Source organism: Companilactobacillus sp. HBUAS59699 (assembly GCF_036913575.1).
In the GTDB taxonomy this organism is placed as follows: domain Bacteria; phylum Bacillota; class Bacilli; order Lactobacillales; family Lactobacillaceae; genus Companilactobacillus.
On the sequence record NZ_JAYKTV010000001.1, the window covers coordinates 211,649 to 227,111 of the forward strand.

The 15,463-nt window shown below is 36.1% G+C and carries 19 protein-coding genes; 18 read left to right on the forward strand and 1 reads right to left on the reverse strand.

What is annotated here, in order from left to right; all coding sequences use genetic code 11:
• Positions 1–13: 13 nt before the first annotated feature.
• From ftsY to rplS, 7 genes are all read left to right on the forward strand, one after another.
• On the forward strand, positions 14–1,459 hold the full coding sequence (gene ftsY / locus U8519_RS01135; protein ID WP_334328491.1) for a signal recognition particle-docking protein FtsY: 1,446 nt from the start codon (positions 14–16) through the stop codon (positions 1,457–1,459).
• Positions 1,460–1,461: 2 nt separating this feature from the next.
• Positions 1,462–1,803 (forward strand): YlxM family DNA-binding protein, encoded by a 342-nt coding sequence (gene ylxM, locus U8519_RS01140; protein ID WP_334328492.1) that lies wholly within the window; start codon positions 1,462–1,464, stop codon positions 1,801–1,803.
• Positions 1,804–1,815: 12 nt separating this feature from the next.
• Positions 1,816–3,255, forward strand: coding sequence for a signal recognition particle protein (ffh, locus tag U8519_RS01145; protein WP_334328493.1), 1,440 nt, complete (start codon positions 1,816–1,818; stop codon positions 3,253–3,255).
• Positions 3,256–3,338: 83 nt separating this feature from the next.
• Positions 3,339–3,611: a 30S ribosomal protein S16 gene (gene rpsP, locus U8519_RS01150; protein ID WP_334328494.1), complete on the forward strand. Its 273-nt coding sequence runs from the start codon at positions 3,339–3,341 to the stop codon at positions 3,609–3,611.
• A gap of 70 nt (positions 3,612–3,681) precedes the next feature.
• Complete coding sequence (gene rimM / locus U8519_RS01155; protein WP_334328495.1) at positions 3,682–4,200, forward strand: ribosome maturation factor RimM; 519 nt, start codon at positions 3,682–3,684, stop codon at positions 4,198–4,200.
• The gene (trmD, locus tag U8519_RS01160) at positions 4,200–4,928 is read left to right on the forward strand and encodes a tRNA (guanosine(37)-N1)-methyltransferase TrmD (RefSeq protein WP_334328496.1); all 729 of its coding nucleotides are present in this window, start codon (positions 4,200–4,202) and stop codon (positions 4,926–4,928) included. Before rimM ends, trmD begins: the two co-directional genes overlap by 1 nt.
• A 115-nt stretch (positions 4,929–5,043) precedes the next feature.
• Positions 5,044–5,397 carry a 50S ribosomal protein L19 gene (gene rplS, locus U8519_RS01165; RefSeq protein WP_125565116.1) on the forward strand — a complete coding sequence of 118 codons (354 nt, stop codon included), beginning with the start codon at positions 5,044–5,046 and terminating at the stop codon, positions 5,395–5,397.
• A gap of 101 nt (positions 5,398–5,498) precedes the next feature.
• On the opposite strand, the gene lexA is transcribed toward rplS, so the two are convergent.
• Complete coding sequence (lexA, locus tag U8519_RS01170; protein ID WP_334328497.1) at positions 5,499–6,122, reverse strand: transcriptional repressor LexA; 624 nt, start codon at positions 6,120–6,122, stop codon at positions 5,499–5,501.
• 96 nt (positions 6,123–6,218) lie between these two features.
• Here lexA and U8519_RS01175 point away from each other — a divergent pair, with 96 nt between their 5' ends.
• The 11 genes from U8519_RS01175 to purN all read left to right on the forward strand — a co-directional run bounded on the left by U8519_RS01175 (position 6,219) and on the right by purN (position 15,461).
• On the forward strand, positions 6,219–6,461 hold the full coding sequence (locus U8519_RS01175; RefSeq protein ID WP_334328498.1) for a DUF896 domain-containing protein: 243 nt from the start codon (positions 6,219–6,221) through the stop codon (positions 6,459–6,461).
• A 63-nt stretch (positions 6,462–6,524) separates the two neighbouring features.
• Entirely contained in the window at positions 6,525–6,755 is a 231-nt protein-coding gene (locus U8519_RS01180; RefSeq protein ID WP_334328499.1) for a YneF family protein, read from the forward strand.
• 254 nt (positions 6,756–7,009) lie between these two features.
• Positions 7,010–7,495 carry a 5-(carboxyamino)imidazole ribonucleotide mutase gene (gene purE, locus U8519_RS01185; RefSeq protein WP_442892105.1) on the forward strand — a complete coding sequence of 162 codons (486 nt, stop codon included), beginning with the start codon at positions 7,010–7,012 and terminating at the stop codon, positions 7,493–7,495.
• A complete protein-coding gene (purK, locus tag U8519_RS01190) occupies positions 7,488–8,609 on the forward strand; it encodes a 5-(carboxyamino)imidazole ribonucleotide synthase (RefSeq protein ID WP_334328500.1) in 1,122 nt (373 codons plus the stop codon). Before purE ends, purK begins: the two co-directional genes overlap by 8 nt.
• A gap of 8 nt (positions 8,610–8,617) precedes the next feature.
• Positions 8,618–9,322, forward strand: coding sequence for a phosphoribosylaminoimidazolesuccinocarboxamide synthase (gene purC, locus U8519_RS01195; RefSeq protein WP_334328501.1), 705 nt, complete (start codon positions 8,618–8,620; stop codon positions 9,320–9,322).
• Positions 9,323–9,332: 10 nt separating this feature from the next.
• Positions 9,333–9,581 carry a phosphoribosylformylglycinamidine synthase subunit PurS gene (gene purS, locus U8519_RS01200; RefSeq protein ID WP_334328502.1) on the forward strand — a complete coding sequence of 83 codons (249 nt, stop codon included), beginning with the start codon at positions 9,333–9,335 and terminating at the stop codon, positions 9,579–9,581.
• Positions 9,581–10,255, forward strand: a complete 675-nt coding sequence (purQ, locus tag U8519_RS01205) for a phosphoribosylformylglycinamidine synthase subunit PurQ (RefSeq protein WP_334328503.1) — start codon at positions 9,581–9,583, stop codon at positions 10,253–10,255. Before purS ends, purQ begins: the two co-directional genes overlap by 1 nt.
• A 2-nt stretch (positions 10,256–10,257) precedes the next feature.
• Positions 10,258–12,465 (forward strand): phosphoribosylformylglycinamidine synthase subunit PurL, encoded by a 2,208-nt coding sequence (gene purL / locus U8519_RS01210; protein ID WP_334328504.1) that lies wholly within the window; start codon positions 10,258–10,260, stop codon positions 12,463–12,465.
• The gene (gene purF / locus U8519_RS01215; protein ID WP_334328505.1) at positions 12,450–13,865 is read left to right on the forward strand and encodes an amidophosphoribosyltransferase; all 1,416 of its coding nucleotides are present in this window, start codon (positions 12,450–12,452) and stop codon (positions 13,863–13,865) included. Before purL ends, purF begins: the two co-directional genes overlap by 16 nt.
• 11 nt (positions 13,866–13,876) lie before the next feature.
• Positions 13,877–14,893, forward strand: a complete 1,017-nt coding sequence (gene purM / locus U8519_RS01220) for a phosphoribosylformylglycinamidine cyclo-ligase (protein ID WP_334328506.1) — start codon at positions 13,877–13,879, stop codon at positions 14,891–14,893.
• A 4-nt stretch (positions 14,894–14,897) separates the two neighbouring features.
• Positions 14,898–15,461 carry a phosphoribosylglycinamide formyltransferase gene (gene purN / locus U8519_RS01225; RefSeq protein WP_334328507.1) on the forward strand — a complete coding sequence of 188 codons (564 nt, stop codon included), beginning with the start codon at positions 14,898–14,900 and terminating at the stop codon, positions 15,459–15,461.
• Positions 15,462–15,463 lie beyond the last annotated feature (2 nt).

Sequence of the window (15,463 nt, forward strand, 5' to 3'; positions counted from 1 at the left end):
AGGAGATTAATTAATGGGACTTTTTGATCGAATAAAAAAAGCTTTTACTGGAAAAGACGACGAAGAAGAAAAAAAAGAACAAGAAACAAAAGAAGCGACTGAAGAAAAAGTTACTGAAGAAGCGGATTCTAAAGATTCCGATACTGACGTAGCTGCTCCAGAACAATCTGACCAAACTGAAACTACTGCTGATGAGAATAATGGGTCGGATGAAGCAGAGAATGCTTCTGAATCGCATGAATCTGATGTAACTGAAAAACCTGAGGAATCAGAAGAGGATGTAGAAGAACCAAAAGATGAGGTTGAAGAACCTAAGGCCGAGAGTTCTAAAGTTGAAGATCAACAAGAATCTGTTGCATCTAATGCTGAAGAAACAACTAATAATGCTGAAGAATCAATTGAATCAAGTGATAACGAAGAATCAACAGAACAAACAGATCAAACTACTCAACCAGAGGAAGAATCTGAAGACTCTGATTCTGGTGATTCCGAAGAAGAAACTGAGCCAAAGGATGATATTAAAGAGTATGACGAGGGTCTTAAAAAGAGTCGTAACTCCTTTGGGGCTCGTTTCAATCGCTTCTTAGCTAACTTTAGAAGTGTTGACGAGGAATTCTTCGACGACTTAGAGGAATTACTTATTGAATCTGATGTTGGTTACGAAACTGCTTTGAAATTATCCGATGAATTACGTGAAGAAGTTAAGTTGGAAAATGTTAAAAAGCGTTCTGACGTTTCTGATGTAATCGTTCGTAAATTAGTTGATATGTACGATGAAGAAGGCAAAGAAGAAGACAATTCTTTGAAGTTCAGTACAGATAGGACACCAACCGTATTTTTATTTGTCGGTGTTAACGGTGCTGGTAAGACCACTACTATTGGTAAATTAGCCCATAGATACCAACAAGAAGGTAAAAAAGTTCTCTTAGCCGCTGGTGATACATTTAGAGCTGGTGCAATCGAACAATTACAAGAATGGGGCCGTCGTGTCGATGTACCAGTTGAAGCAAGTAAGCCTCAAACTGATCCGGCCTCAGTTGTTTATGATGCCGTTCAACGTGCAATGAAAGAAGACTTTGATATTTTGCTAGTGGATACTGCTGGTCGTCTTCAAAATAAAGAGGGATTGATGCGTGAGCTTGAAAAGATTAAGCGTGTGATAACTCGCGAATTACCAGAAGCTCCACAGGAAGTGTTGTTGGTTCTCGATGGTTCAACTGGACAAAACGCTTTGAGCCAAGCTAAGCAATTTAACGAAACAACTGATGTAACAGGGATTGTTTTGACAAAGATCGACGGTAGTTCACAAGGTGGAATTGTTTTGCCGATCCGTAATGAGTTGCATATCCCAGTTAAGTTAGTAGGACTTGGCGAACAGATGGATGATCTACGTGACTTTGATCCTGAGAAATTTATTTACGGATTATTTAAGGAATTGATTGTTGGCTCTGGTAAATAATTATGGGAATCGATGAGACTACCAAAATAAATTTGTTGTATAATTTTTATCATTCTTTATTGACTAAGAAACAAAATCAATATATGAATTTGTACTATGTTGAGGACTTTTCACTCAGTGAGATTGCTGAACAATTAGATGTATCTCGTCAAGCAGTAATGGATAATTTACATCGGTCGGTCAGTTTATTAGAGTCGTTTGAAACTGAAATTGGTTTAGTTAAGAAGACCCAAGAAATAGATGATATCGCTAGTAAACTGGACCAAATTGTTTTGAATAAGTATCCTAAAGATAAAGAATTGCTAGATTTAGTTAAACGAATTTCAAAAATAAATGAAAAATAATAGGAGTAAGAGATGGCTTTTGAAGGATTAAGTGAACGACTACAAAAAGTTTTTTCTTCACTGAGAGGTAAAGGAAAACTTTCAGAAGATGATGTTCGTGCTGTAATGCGTGAAGTAAGAATGGCCTTACTTGAGGCTGATGTTAACTTTGACGTTGTTAAAGGTTTCGTTAAACAAGTTAGAGAACGTGCTTTAGGCGCTGAAGTAATGGACAGTTTGACACCTTCTCAACAAGTAATCAAGATTGTTGACGATGAGTTAACGAAGTTAATGGGTGAGGAAGCAGTCCCTCTAAATAAGGCACCGCACATTCCAACTATCATTATGATGGTCGGTCTTCAAGGTGCTGGTAAAACTACAACAGCTGGTAAATTAGCCAAGTATTTGATGGCTAATGATAAAGCTCGTCCATTGTTTATTGCTGGAGACGTTTATCGTCCTGCTGCGATCGAACAATTGAAAGTTGTTGGTGAGCAAGTTGGTGCTCCCGTATACGATGAAGGTACAGATAAAGATCCAGTAGAAATTGTTCGAAATGGATTAAAGCAAGCTGAAGAAAACAAAAATGATTACGTAATTATCGATACTGCTGGACGTTTGGAAATCGATGATAAGTTGATGGACGAACTTCAACGTATTAAGGATTTAGCTCATCCAAACGAAATCTTGTTCGTTGCTGATTCAATGACAGGTCAAGTAGCCGCTAAAGTTGCTCATGGATTTGATGAGCAATTAGATATCACTGGTGTTGTATTAACTAAGTTAGATGGTGACACTCGTGGTGGTGCCGCACTTTCAATTCGTTCGGTTACGGGTAAACCAATTAAGTTTATTGGTCAAGGTGAAAAATTAGATCAATTAGATGTTTTCCATCCTGATCGAATGGCGGATCGTATCTTGGGAATGGGTGATATGCTCACTCTTATCGAGAAAGCCCAAAATGATTACGATGCTAAGCAAGCTGAAGATATGGCTGAAAAAATCAGAGAAAACAGCTTTGATTTCAATGATTTCATTGACCAAATGGATCAAGTTCAAAAGATGGGACCGCTTGATGAAATCATGAAGATGATCCCTGGTATGGCAAATAATCCACAATTAGCCAATGTTAGTATCGGTGAAAAAGATATCGATCACTTGAAGGCAATCGTCTATTCAATGACACCTCAAGAACGTGAGAATCCTGATATGTTGAATCCATCACGTAGAAGGAGAATTGCTAGTGGATCTGGACGTAATATTCAAGAAGTTAATAGAATGATCAAGCAATTCAAACAATCACGTGACATGATGAAACAAATGAGCAAAGGTAATATGAACGGCTTAGACCAAATGATGGGCGGAGGAATGTCCGGAAAAATTGGTAAGATGGCAATGCGTTCGATGGTTAAAAAACAGAAAAAGAACAAAAAGAAGCGCTTGAAGAAGATCAAACGTTTTAAATCAAAATAAAATGCGAGGTGTAAAGAAAAAAACTTTACACTTCTATTTTTTTTGTGTATACTAACAAAGTTAAGTATTTAGGAGGAAACAGAATGTCAGTTAAAATTAGAATGAAACGTATGGGTAGTAAGTTAAGACCATTTTATAGAATCGTTGTTGCTGATTCACGTGCACCACGTGATGGCCGCTTTATCGAACAAGTTGGTTACTACAACCCAATTACACAACCAGAAGAAATCAAGTTGGATGATGACAAGATCATGGACTGGTTACAAAAAGGTGCACAACCTTCAGATACAGTTCGCAACTTGCTTAAGACACATGGTATTATGCAAAAGTATCATGAAAACAAATATTCAAAATAATGAATAAAAAAAGTGGGATCAGATAAAACTTAGTTTTGTCAGGTCCTATTTATTTATCATGGAGGAGCCAATGGCCGAAAAATTATACAGAGTGGGAACAATTGTTAATACTCATGGTATTAAGGGTGAACTAAGGATCATGCCTATTACTGACTTTCCAGAAGAAAGATTCAAACCAGGAGCTAAGTTGTATCTTCATAAATCAGGAAGTGCTGAAAAACAATTGATCGTTGAATCTTCACGCAAACATAAGAATTTTGTTCTGATCAAGTTTGAAGGGTACGACAATATCAATGATGTAGAGCAGTACGTAAAGTCTGAATTGTTTTCAGATGATGAGGTTAAACCAAAATTAGCTGAAGGTGAATTTCTTTATAGTCAGATAATAGGTCTGGATGTGATTGATCCTGACCTAGGTAATATTGGTAAAGTTAAAGAAATTATTGAATTAGGCCCCAACGATGTTTGGGTTGTAAAGGGAACAAAATATAAAGAAGTTTTAGTTCCTTATATTGATGATGTTGTAAAAAAAGTGGATCTCGATAATCAAAGAATTGATGTTGAGATTCCGGATGGATTGATAGACTAATGGATATTACAATTTTAAGTATTTTTCCAAGAATGTTTCAGTCGCTGGATGAATCGTTGATTGGTAAGGCGCAAGAGAAAGACTTGGTCAATATTGACGTAGTTGATTTCCGTGATTTCACTACTGATAAACAAAATCACGTTGATGATGCACCATATGGTGGGGGAGCAGGGATGTTACTTCAAGCACAACCGATCTATGATGCTATGGACTACGTTGAAAAACAAAAACCTGGTAAGAAACGTGTTGTTTTGTTAGATCCAGCGGGTAAAACATTTGATACAAAGATGGCTCGTGATTTTGCTAAAGAAGACCAGCTGGTTTTTATTTGTGGACATTATGAAGGATTTGACGAGAGAATCAAAGACTTAGTAACGGATGAAGTTTCTATTGGCGATTATATTTTGACTGGTGGAGAACTTCCCACAATGAGTATGATCGATGCAACATTAAGATTTGTACCCGGTGTGCTAGGTAATTCGGTATCGGCTGAAGATGAGTCTTTTTCAAACGGATTATTGGAATATCCTCAGTATTCACGCCCTGCCGATTTCCGTGGCAAAAAAGTGCCAGATGTGTTAACTAGCGGTAACCACGAGAAAATCCGCGTATGGCGCTTAAAACAAGCTCTTAAGAAGACATTAGAGCGTCGTCCGGATTTATTAGAGACGGTCGCTTTGTCAGATGAAGAGAAAAAATTATTACGAGAAATAAAATCAAAAAAATAGTTTACACTGAAATATAAATAATGTATCATTGTAAGAGTGTTTGAACACATATTAACGATATTCCGCTGTGCACCATTGAGGATGTATAAGAGTGTCGAATAGGGAGAAATTTTTTATGAATAAGTTAATTCAAGATATTACATCAGAACAATTACGTTCAGATATTCCTGACTTCCGTCCTGGTGACACAGTTCGTGTCCATGCCAAGGTTGTTGAAGGTTCACGTGAACGTATCCAATTGTTCGAAGGTGTTGTAATTAAGAGACACGGTGCAGGAATCAGTGCTACATACACTGTTCGTAAGATCAGTAGTGGTGTTGGTGTTGAAAGAACATTCCCACTAAACACACCTCGTGTTGAAAAGATTGAAGTTATCAGACATGGTCGTGTACGTCGTAGTAAGCTATATTACCTACGTGATCGTAAAGGTAAGGCTGCACGTATTAAAGAACGTCGTCGCGATATCTAATATTGCAATCAAAAGATGCCCTCGAGGCATCTTTTTTTTACAAAAAAAGTTCTAAGCAAAGATGATCATCTTTACTTAGAACTAATTTAAGGTTGTGTTGATTAAAATATTTGTGAACGATATAGTCCAACGACTTTTCCAAGAATTTCAACATTATTGAGAATTATTGGATCCATAGTATCGTTCTCTGGTTGTAAACGATAGTGACCATTTTCACTGTAGAATCGTTTGCAGGTAGCTTCAATGTCTTCAGTCATAGCAATGACTATTTCGCCGTTATTAGCTGTATTTTGTTCGTGGACGATTACTTGATCACCATCGAATATTCCAGCGTTTATCATACTTTCACCATGAATATCCAGCATGAACAATTCACCAGAATCACGGTTTAAGTCAGGTGGAATGGGGAAATATCCTTCAGGATTACGTTCAGCTGTAATTGGTTGACCAGCAGCAACGGCACCTAAAATAGGAATTTGTTTAGATTTGACCCCAATGGAATTTAAACCGGCGACTGTAAGTTCAATTGCACGTGGCTTAGTTGGATCACGTTGTAAATAGCCTTTCTTTTCAAGTCTAGAAAGATGACCATGAACAGTTGATGTGGAAGAGAGATCTACTGCTTCGCAAATCTCTCTGACTGTTGGTGGGTATCCATGATCATCTAAATAATCATGAATACATTGTAAAATTTGGGATTGTTTAGAGCCCTCAGCTTTTGACATTAGAACACCTCATTGTTAGTATCTTATTTAGATTGTATCAGAATGGTGATATAAATTCAAACAAGTGTTCGGTATGTATTTAGGAGATAATATAGAATGAAAGAACAAGAAGAACTCATTGCCAAGATCAACGAATTGGCACACAAATCAAAGAATGGTGGTTTGACACACGAAGAAGAGGAACAACAAGCAAGTCTTCGTAGAAAATACTTAGAGAACTTTCGTGCAAGTTTTAGATCTCAAATCGAAATGATGAGAGTCTATGACAAAGAAGGCAAGGAAGTTACACCTAATAAAGTAAAAGAAATTCAACGTAAAAAAGGATTACGTGACGATTAGTCTTTTAATTATATTAATTCTTTTGTATCATTATAAGATGTACGGAAAGGGTGAGAACAAGATATGGGAATAACAATCGCAGTTGGAATTTTAGCTTTACTAGTTGGATTGATTATTGGTTTCTTCGCTGCCAGATGGTACATGAAGAAATACTTCGAAGATAATCCACCAATTAGTCCTGAAATGATTAAACAAATGATGGCTCAAATGGGACAAAAGCCTTCACAAAAGAAGTTAAATCAATTGATGAGCTCAATGAAAGCACAACAAAAGAGAGAAAACAGCAAAAAGTAATTTTTTGTATGTTTAATTTAAATAGGTTGAATAAGATTATTAAATTAATCTTGTTCAACCTATTTTTTTTGTATTCATTAACGATTATCTAATAAACTACGAACTATAATTATTATTAATATTTAATATTTTCTTTTTTAAAGCGAATTCACGAATGATTATTAAAATTATAGATAATAATGTACGTATTTAGCTTGAAAATTAAAATCATTGCTGATAAACTTTGATTACTAATTGGAAAGGGTAAACGAATAATGAAAGATGTTGCAATAATTATGGGTTCAATTTCAGATTTGAAAACAATGGAGAGAACCATTGAAACTCTTGAACAATTGGAAGTTAGTTACGACGTAAAGGTCATTTCGGCACATCGAATGCCACAGGAAATGCTTGACTTCGCGATAGGAGCCGCTGCCAATCATTACAAGGTTATCATTGCTGGTGCTGGTGGTGCCGCACATCTACCGGGAATGGTTGCTTCTTCAACAATTCTTCCGGTTATCGGTGTACCCGTTAAATCAAATGCACTAAGTGGAATGGATTCTTTGCTTTCCATCGTTCAAATGCCAAGTGGTGTACCGGTAGCAACCGTAGCGATCGGTGATGCAGGAGCCACTAATGCTGCAATTTTAGCTACTAAAATATGTGCATTGGAAAATAAGCAATATGCTATTAATTTGATTGATTACCAAAATCAAATGCATGACAAATCAGTAGAAAGTGGGAAAAATCTTGAATAAACAATTTCTCTCTGGTTCGACGATTGGAATAATCGGTGGAGGTCAGTTGGGACAAATGATGGCGTTCTCTGCTAAAGAAATGGGCTACAAAGTAATTATTTTGGATCCACAGGATAATTGTTCGGCAGCACAAGTGTCAGACGCACAGATAGTTGCAGAATACGATGATTTAGAAGCACTGATTGAATTATCCAAGAATGTTGATGTTTTGACGTATGAATTTGAAAATGTCGATGCTGAAACAATAAACGAAGTATCGAAGTATACGTATATACCTCAAGGAACAAAGGCATTGACTGTTACACAGAACCGAACCTTGGAAAAACAATTCCTTGAAGAAAATAATTTTCCAGTCGTTCCACATGCAATTGTAGATAATATGGAAGACTTCGAATCGGCTTCACTGAGGATCGGATTTCCATCTATTTTAAAAACTACTCGTGGCGGTTACGACGGAAAGGGACAGCTTCGTCTAAGTGATACTTTACAAACTGGAATTAGTGAGTTAGTTAGTTCTGGTGAATGCATGTTAGAAAAAACAATTGAATTGAAAATGGAAGTGTCAGTAGTTATTTCTCGTAACGGCTCAGGAGAAACAGCAGTTTTTCCAGTAATTGAAAATATTCATCGTGAAAATATCTTACATTTGAGTATTTGTCCAGCAAGAATCAATGATGAATTGAGTAATGAGATTCATCGAATTGCAGAAGGAATATCGGAAAAACTCGAACTAATTGGCACGATGTGTGTAGAATTTTTTATTTCTGAAAATAACGAGTTGTTTGTAAATGAAATTGCACCTCGACCACACAATTCTGGACATTTGACTATCGAGTCATGCAATATTTCACAGTTTAATGCACACATTCGCGGTGTATGTAATCTGCCCATGCCATCAATTGAACAGTTTAAGCCAGCAATAATGGTTAATTTATTAGGCCAACACTTAGAGAAAGCCCGCCAAGATGTTTTTAAACACAGTGATTGGAATTTTCACGACTATGGCAAGGATCAGATTAAACATAATCGAAAAATGGGACATATTACCATTTTGACGAATGATATTGAGACAACAGAAAAAGAAATTGAACAAAATCCAATTTGGGATGTTTAGGAGAGATTATGAATAACGAATTAATTTATTCAGGTAAAGCCAAAGACTTATTTAAAACTGAAAATGAAGACGAATTATTAGTTGTCTACAAAGATCAAGCGACAGCATTGAATGGTAAAAGAAAAGAAATTTTTCCTGGTAAAGGAACTCTCAATTGCCAAATTGCAACTTTAGTATTTGATTATTTAATCAAAAATGGCATTAAGACACATGTAATCAAAAATGTTTCAGATCACGAACAATTGATCAAAAAAACAGAAGTGATCCCACTGGAAGTAGTTTTGAGAAATAGAGTTTCTGGAAGTTTAGCTAGAAAGTTTGATCTTATTGAAGGTGAAACATTAGAAAAACCTATCATCGAATTTTATTTCAAGAGTGATAAATTGGACGATCCGTTCATCAACGATTCACAAGTATTAGCTTTAGGAATAGCAACTCAAGATGAGATTGATTATGTTAAGGATCAAGCTTTAGCAGTCAATAATTTATTGGTCAAATTTTTTGCAGATAAGAATCTTGATTTGATTGATTTTAAATTGGAATTTGGTCGTCTGAACGATGAAATAATTTTGGTTGACGAATTCTCACCAGATAATTGTCGATTATGGGATCAGACTAGCCACAATTCATTAGATAAAGATATTTTTAGACAAAAAAAGGGCGATCTAGTTGAAACTTATCAAAAAGTGCTGGATAGATTGACAGCTGAATAAGGAGATAATCATGGTTTTAGTAAAAGTATACGTAACTTTAAGGGATTCTGTAGTTGATGTTCAAGGTGAGGCAATTAAAGATGCCACTCACACTATGGGATATAAGAATGTAGCCGAAGTAAGAATGGGTAAGTACTTTGAAATCAAATTTGATGAAAACAACGATAATTTGACAACAGATGTTGATGAGATTTGTGATGGATTATTGGCTAACCCTAATATCGAAAGCTATCGATATGAAATTGTGGAGGAAGTTTAATGAAATTTGCTGTCATAGTTTTTCCAGGTTCCAATTGTGATATGGACCTGTATTACGCCATTAAAGATGGAATCAAACAAGAAGCAGATTTGGTCAGTTACAAGGAAGAGTCACTTGAGGGTTATGACGGAATATTGATTCCGGGAGGATTTTCCTACGGTGATTATTTGAGAAGTGGGGCTATTGCTAGCCATGCACCAATAATCAAAGAAGTAATTAGACTTGCTAAACAAGGCAAACCAGTTCTAGGTATTTGTAACGGATTCCAGATTTTAACTGAAATTGGATTATTACCAGGAACATTGACGAATAATCGTCAAAATCGCTTCATCTGTAAGCAAGTAGAGTTGTCCGTTGAAAATAACGAAACTTTATTTACTAATCATTACAGTTTGAAAGAAAAAATCGATATTCCAATAGCACATGGTGAAGGACGTTATTATTGTGACCCTGAGACATTGCAATCATTGAATGACAATGATCAAGTTATCTTTAGATATAGCGAGGACGTTAATGGCAGTGTCGATAAAATTGCTGGAATTACAAATAAGCAAAAAAATGTTTTAGGAATGATGCCACATCCTGAGAGAGCTCTAGAAGTAATTTTAGGTTCCGATGATGGTTTAAAACTATTTCAATCGATGTTAGAAACTCAAAAGAGCGAGGTGCAATAACAGTGAATGAACCAACACCTATCCAGATCAAAGAAGAAAAAATCTACCGAGCTTGGGGTTTGAGTGATAAAGAATTCAATCTTATCAGTGAGAAGATTTTGGGCAGATTACCTAACTATACCGAAGCAGGATTGTATTCAGTTATGTGGAGTGAACATTGCTCATACAAGAATTCTAAAAAGGTACTGCGCAAACTTCCAAATAATAGCGAGCGTGTTTTAGCTGGTCCTGGGGAAGATGCGGGAATTATCGATATTGGTGATAATCAAGCAGTAGTATTCAAAGCTGAAAGCCACAATCATCCTTCAGCGGTTGAACCATATCAAGGTGCGGCGACAGGTGTCGGTGGTATTATCAGAGATATTTTTTCCATGGGAGCTACTCCAATAGCATTGCTGAATAGCTTAAAATTTGGTCCAGTTGATAATGGTCAAACTAAGCACTTAGTAAAAGAAGTAGTTGCAGGTATTGGTGGTTATGGTAACTGTATTGGTATTCCTACTATTGGTGGAGAAATATCTTTTGAAAAATGTTACGAGAAAAATCCACTAGTCAATGCCATGTGTATTGGGTTATTGAATGATACGCAGTTTAAGCATGGTCAGGCCAGCGGAAGTGACAACTTGATCGTTTATGTTGGATCTACAACTGGTCGTGATGGTATTCATGGAGCAACCTTTGCATCTGATGAATTTTCAAACAAAAAACAAAAACAACGCTCTGCCGTTCAAGTTGGTAATCCATTCATAGAAAAATTGTTGATGGATGCTTGTGTGAAAATTATTCAAGAGCATTCTGAGTGGATATTAGGTGTTCAAGATATGGGGGCTGCCGGATTAGTATCATCGACAGCAGAGATGGCTTCTAAAGCTAACAGTGGTCTAGTATTGAACTTAGATAATGTTCCACAACGCGAGTCGGGAATGAGTGCATATGAAATGATGCTGTCCGAATCACAGGAAAGAATGGTTCTGTGTATTAAACCTGAGTTTGAAACAGATGTCTTGAACTTTTTCGATGAATATAACTTGGATGCTGTTGTAATTGGTAAAGTCACAACTGACAAACAATACAAAATTTATCATCAGGATCAGTTAGTAGTTGATATACCAGTTGATAGTCTAACTGAGGATGTACCTGAATATGATCATCAAGGAGTTAGACCTACAAGAATATCGGATGATAGAACTCAATTTGATCCAGAAATCGGATCACTTAAAGATACATGGTTGAGTATTCTGACAAGTCCGAACATTGCCTCAAAAGAGTATTTGTATGAAACATATGATTCTCAAGTTAAGAGTAATACCGTCGTAAAACCTGGTAGTGATGCAGGTGTGATTCGCATTCGAAATACAAGAAAAGCTATTGCATCGACGAATGATAGCAATTCAAAGTATGTTTACGTTGATCCTTACGTTGGTGGACAAATCACTGTTCTGGAAGCTGCTCGTAACATCGTTGCTACTGGAGGAATACCAGTTGGAATTACTGATTGTCTAAATTACGGTAATCCAGAAGATCCAGAAATCTTTTGGGAATTGGACCAAAGTGTTCAAGGAATTGCTGACGTATGCAATAAGCTAGGAGTTCCAGTTATTTCTGGAAATGTTTCGCTATATAACGAATATAACAAAGAGGCCATTTACCCTAGTCCAATGATTGGAATGGTGGGATTGATCGAAGATATTGATCATATAACTACTTCATCATTTAAAAATTCTGGAGATTTAATTTATTTATTAGGTGAAACTGGAAATGACTTCAACGGTTCTGAGATTCAAAACCAGTTATTAGGATTTGTTGAAGGTCGTTTGAACGAAATTGATTTAGATGTTGAACAAAAGAATCAAGAGATTATTTTGTCAGCAATAAGACGGGGATTACTAAAGAGCTGCCATGACTTATCAGAGGGTGGCCTAGCAACAGCTATTTCTGAATCAGCCTTTAAAAATGAATTAGGATTTAATATTCAAACAAAATTGACCACTAAGCAAATGTTTGCAGAAACACAATCTCGCTATCTAGTATCAATTGATAGTAAAGATAAAGAAGCACTAGAAAAATTATTTGAAGATAACTTTGAGTGTCTTGGATTTGTAACTAATGATTCAGTATTTTCTATCCGTACTTTGGATGACAGTGTAGATATTGAACTAAGTGAAGCCCTTGATAACTGGAAAGAGGCTATACCATGTTTAATGAAGTAAGCAGTTTAAATGAAGAATGTGGAGTTTTTGGTGTCTGGGGTGCTGAAAATGCAAATTATTTAACCTATTTAGGGTTACATAGTTTGCAACATAGAGGTCAAGAAGGTGCTGGAATAGTTACAAACGACAATGGCAAACTTCTGAGCTATCGAAACCTTGGATTACTATCTCAAGTTTTTGAAGATAAGAATAACTTATATTCTTTGACTGGCAATTCAGCTATTGGCCACGTTCGCTACTCAACCGCTGGTGAGAATCGAATCGAAAATGTTCAGCCGCTGCTATTTGACTTTACTGACGAGCAGTATGCGCTAGCGCACAATGGCAATTTAACGAATTCGATTACTCTAAAAAAAGAATTAGAAGCTAATGGTCATATTTTTAAATCAAGTTCTGATTCTGAGGTTTTGATGCATTTGATCAAGCTTTCTAAAAAAACAGAATTAGTTGAAAAAGTTAAAGAAGCTTTGAATAAAATTCAAGGTGGTTTTGCATATTTGTTGTTGAATAAAGATTCAATGATGGTTGCACTGGATAGTAATGGTTTCAGGCCATTATCAATCGGTCGACTAGAAAATGGATCATATGTTGTGGCAAGTGAGACTTGTGCTCTTGATGCGGTTAATGCCAAGTTTGTTCGTGATGTTCTTCCTGGCGAATTGATTACGATCAATGATCAAGGGATGAAAATTGATCATTGGACAAAAAATATTAAACCGGCATTCTGTTCTATGGAATTTGTTTATTTTGCTAGAGCAGATTCCAATTTATTAGGTATCAATGTTCATTCTGCTCGAAAGAGAATGGGTATCAATTTAGCTAAAGAACAACCTGTAGAAGGCGATATTGTCGTAGGTGTTCCAAATTCTTCATTGTCCGCAGCTAGCGGTTATGCTGAAGAAAGCAAATTGCCTTACGAAATGGGACTAATTAAGAATCAATATATGGGACGAGAATTTATTCAACCTACTCAAGAATTACGTGAGAAGAGTGTTCGCCAGAAATTAGCAGCTGTCAAAGGCGTTGTTGAAGGTAAGAGAGTAATTCTAGTCGATGATTCGATTGTTAGAGGAACGACATGTGGTTATATCGTCAGCATGTTACGAGATGCTGGAGCTAAAGAAGTTCATTTGAGAATTGCTTCACCTCAATTTAAGTATCCTTGTTTCTTTGGAATTGATATTCAAAAGAAAAGTGAGTTAATTGCTTCGCATAAGTCGATTGAAGAAATGAGACAAATTTTTGATGCTGATTCATTAGAATTTCTAAGTGAAGAAGGCTTAGTGGATGCTATCGGTCTTAACAAGGATGGTTCATTACCAGATTCAGGTTTAGATTTATCTTATTTCAATGGTCAGTATCCAGCTTATTTATATGATTATGCAGAAAAAGATTCTTAAAGGAGACCTATATGTCAAATCCCTATAAAGATGCAGGTGTTGATGTTGAATCTGGATATAAAATATCTAAATTCGTTAAACAGAACACTTCGGATAAATCCGCAAATATTGGAAACTTTGGCGGAATGTACGAGATACCAGAAGGATACAAACAGCCGGTCTTAATTTCTAGTAATGACGGTGTAGGTACAAAGCTTCTACTTACAGAAAATGGAAATCTAGATACAATTGGAATCGACTGCGTGGCAATGTGCGTGAATGATATTTTAGCTCAAGGAGCTAAACCATTATATTTTTTAGATTATATTTCAACAGGCAAAATCGATGACAAGGTGAAACATATTTTGTCTGGAGTAATTGAAGGCTGTGACCAAGCAGGAGCAGACCTAATTGGTGGTGAAACAGCAGAAATGCCAGATGTGTACGGAGAAAATAATTATGACATTGCCGGTTTTTCTGTGGGAATAGCGGAGAAAGATGCTATTTTACGCAAAGAAAATGTCAAAGATGGCGATGTATTGATTGGTATTTCTTCGAGTGGCTTACATTCAAATGGGTATTCATTGATTCGAAAGATATTTTTCAAGGATAATGACTTTAAGCTGGATTCTAAACTACCAGAACTCGGTGACAAAGAGCTTGGTGAAACTTTATTAACTCCTACAAAGATTTATGTTAAGGATGTTTTACCGTTATTATCTGATAAGTTAGTTCATGGCATTGCACACATAACTGGCGGCGGGTTTTACGAGAATGTGCCACGCATGTTTTCAAATGACTTGGCAGCACATATTGATGTTACTAGGTGGTCTAAGGATGAAATCTTCGATGTTGTTCAAAAGTATGGTAATTTGAAAAATGATGATATGTATCACGTGTTCAATATGGGATTAGGGATGATCCTTGCAGTTGATCCGGTTAATGAATCCAAAGTTTTGTCGATATTGAACCAAGGTAAGACTCATGCTTGGCCAGTCGGCAAAATTGTCAAGAGAAGAACAAATCCAGTTGAATTAATGGGGGTGTAATTACATGAAAGTAGCGATATTTGCTTCAGGTAATGGTACCAACTTTGATGCAATTGCTAATTCACAGGAATTAAAAGAGGCTGGATTAAAGATTGAAATCTTGGTTTGTGATCAACCAAATGCGCCGGTTATTTCAAAAGCTAAAGATCTTAAAATACCTGTATTCGTTAATGAATTGAAGAATTATCCAAGTAGAAAATTATATGAACAAAAAATTATTGAGAAACTTGCTTCCTATGACTTGGATTATATTTTTTTAGCCGGTTATATGAAAGTCGTTACAAGTGAATTATTGAACCGATATCCTAATAAGATCATTAATATTCATCCTTCACTACTTCCTAAGTTTTCAGGTTTGGATGCCATCCAACGTGCATTTGATTCTTCAGAAAAAGAAACTGGTGTAACTATTCATTATATCGATGAGGGTGTAGATACTGGTCCAGTAATTCGTCAGGAAAAAATTGCTATCTTACCAAGTGATTCGGTGGATTCCTTGGAAGAGAGAATTCATCAAAAAGAACATGAAATGTATATCAAAGTAATTCTTGATCTTATAAAAAAATGAAA

Bases quoted from the DNA above. Each gene is read 5' to 3' on its own strand.
- ftsY (WP_334328491.1), top strand. From the start codon at position 14: ATGGGACTTTTTGATCGAATAAAAAAAGCTTTTACTGGAAAAGACGAC.
- rimM (WP_334328495.1), top strand. From the start codon at position 3,682: ATGGCCGAAAAATTATACAGAGTGGGAACAATTGTTAATACTCATGGT.
- ffh (WP_334328493.1), top strand. From the start codon at position 1,816: ATGGCTTTTGAAGGATTAAGTGAACGACTACAAAAAGTTTTTTCTTCA.
- U8519_RS01175 (WP_334328498.1), top strand. From the start codon at position 6,219: ATGAAAGAACAAGAAGAACTCATTGCCAAGATCAACGAATTGGCACAC.
- ylxM (WP_334328492.1), top strand. From the start codon at position 1,462: ATGGGAATCGATGAGACTACCAAAATAAATTTGTTGTATAATTTTTAT.
- purQ (WP_334328503.1), top strand. From the start codon at position 9,581: ATGAAATTTGCTGTCATAGTTTTTCCAGGTTCCAATTGTGATATGGAC.
- rplS (WP_125565116.1), top strand. From the start codon at position 5,044: ATGAATAAGTTAATTCAAGATATTACATCAGAACAATTACGTTCAGAT.
- purC (WP_334328501.1), top strand. From the start codon at position 8,618: ATGAATAACGAATTAATTTATTCAGGTAAAGCCAAAGACTTATTTAAA.
- purE (WP_442892105.1), top strand. From the start codon at position 7,010: ATGAAAGATGTTGCAATAATTATGGGTTCAATTTCAGATTTGAAAACA.
- lexA (WP_334328497.1), bottom strand. From the start codon at position 6,122: ATGTCAAAAGCTGAGGGCTCTAAACAATCCCAAATTTTACAATGTATT.
- purF (WP_334328505.1), top strand. From the start codon at position 12,450: ATGTTTAATGAAGTAAGCAGTTTAAATGAAGAATGTGGAGTTTTTGGT.
- trmD (WP_334328496.1), top strand. From the start codon at position 4,200: ATGGATATTACAATTTTAAGTATTTTTCCAAGAATGTTTCAGTCGCTG.
- rpsP (WP_334328494.1), top strand. From the start codon at position 3,339: ATGTCAGTTAAAATTAGAATGAAACGTATGGGTAGTAAGTTAAGACCA.
- purM (WP_334328506.1), top strand. From the start codon at position 13,877: ATGTCAAATCCCTATAAAGATGCAGGTGTTGATGTTGAATCTGGATAT.
- U8519_RS01180 (WP_334328499.1), top strand. From the start codon at position 6,525: ATGGGAATAACAATCGCAGTTGGAATTTTAGCTTTACTAGTTGGATTG.
- purN (WP_334328507.1), top strand. From the start codon at position 14,898: ATGAAAGTAGCGATATTTGCTTCAGGTAATGGTACCAACTTTGATGCA.
- purS (WP_334328502.1), top strand. From the start codon at position 9,333: ATGGTTTTAGTAAAAGTATACGTAACTTTAAGGGATTCTGTAGTTGAT.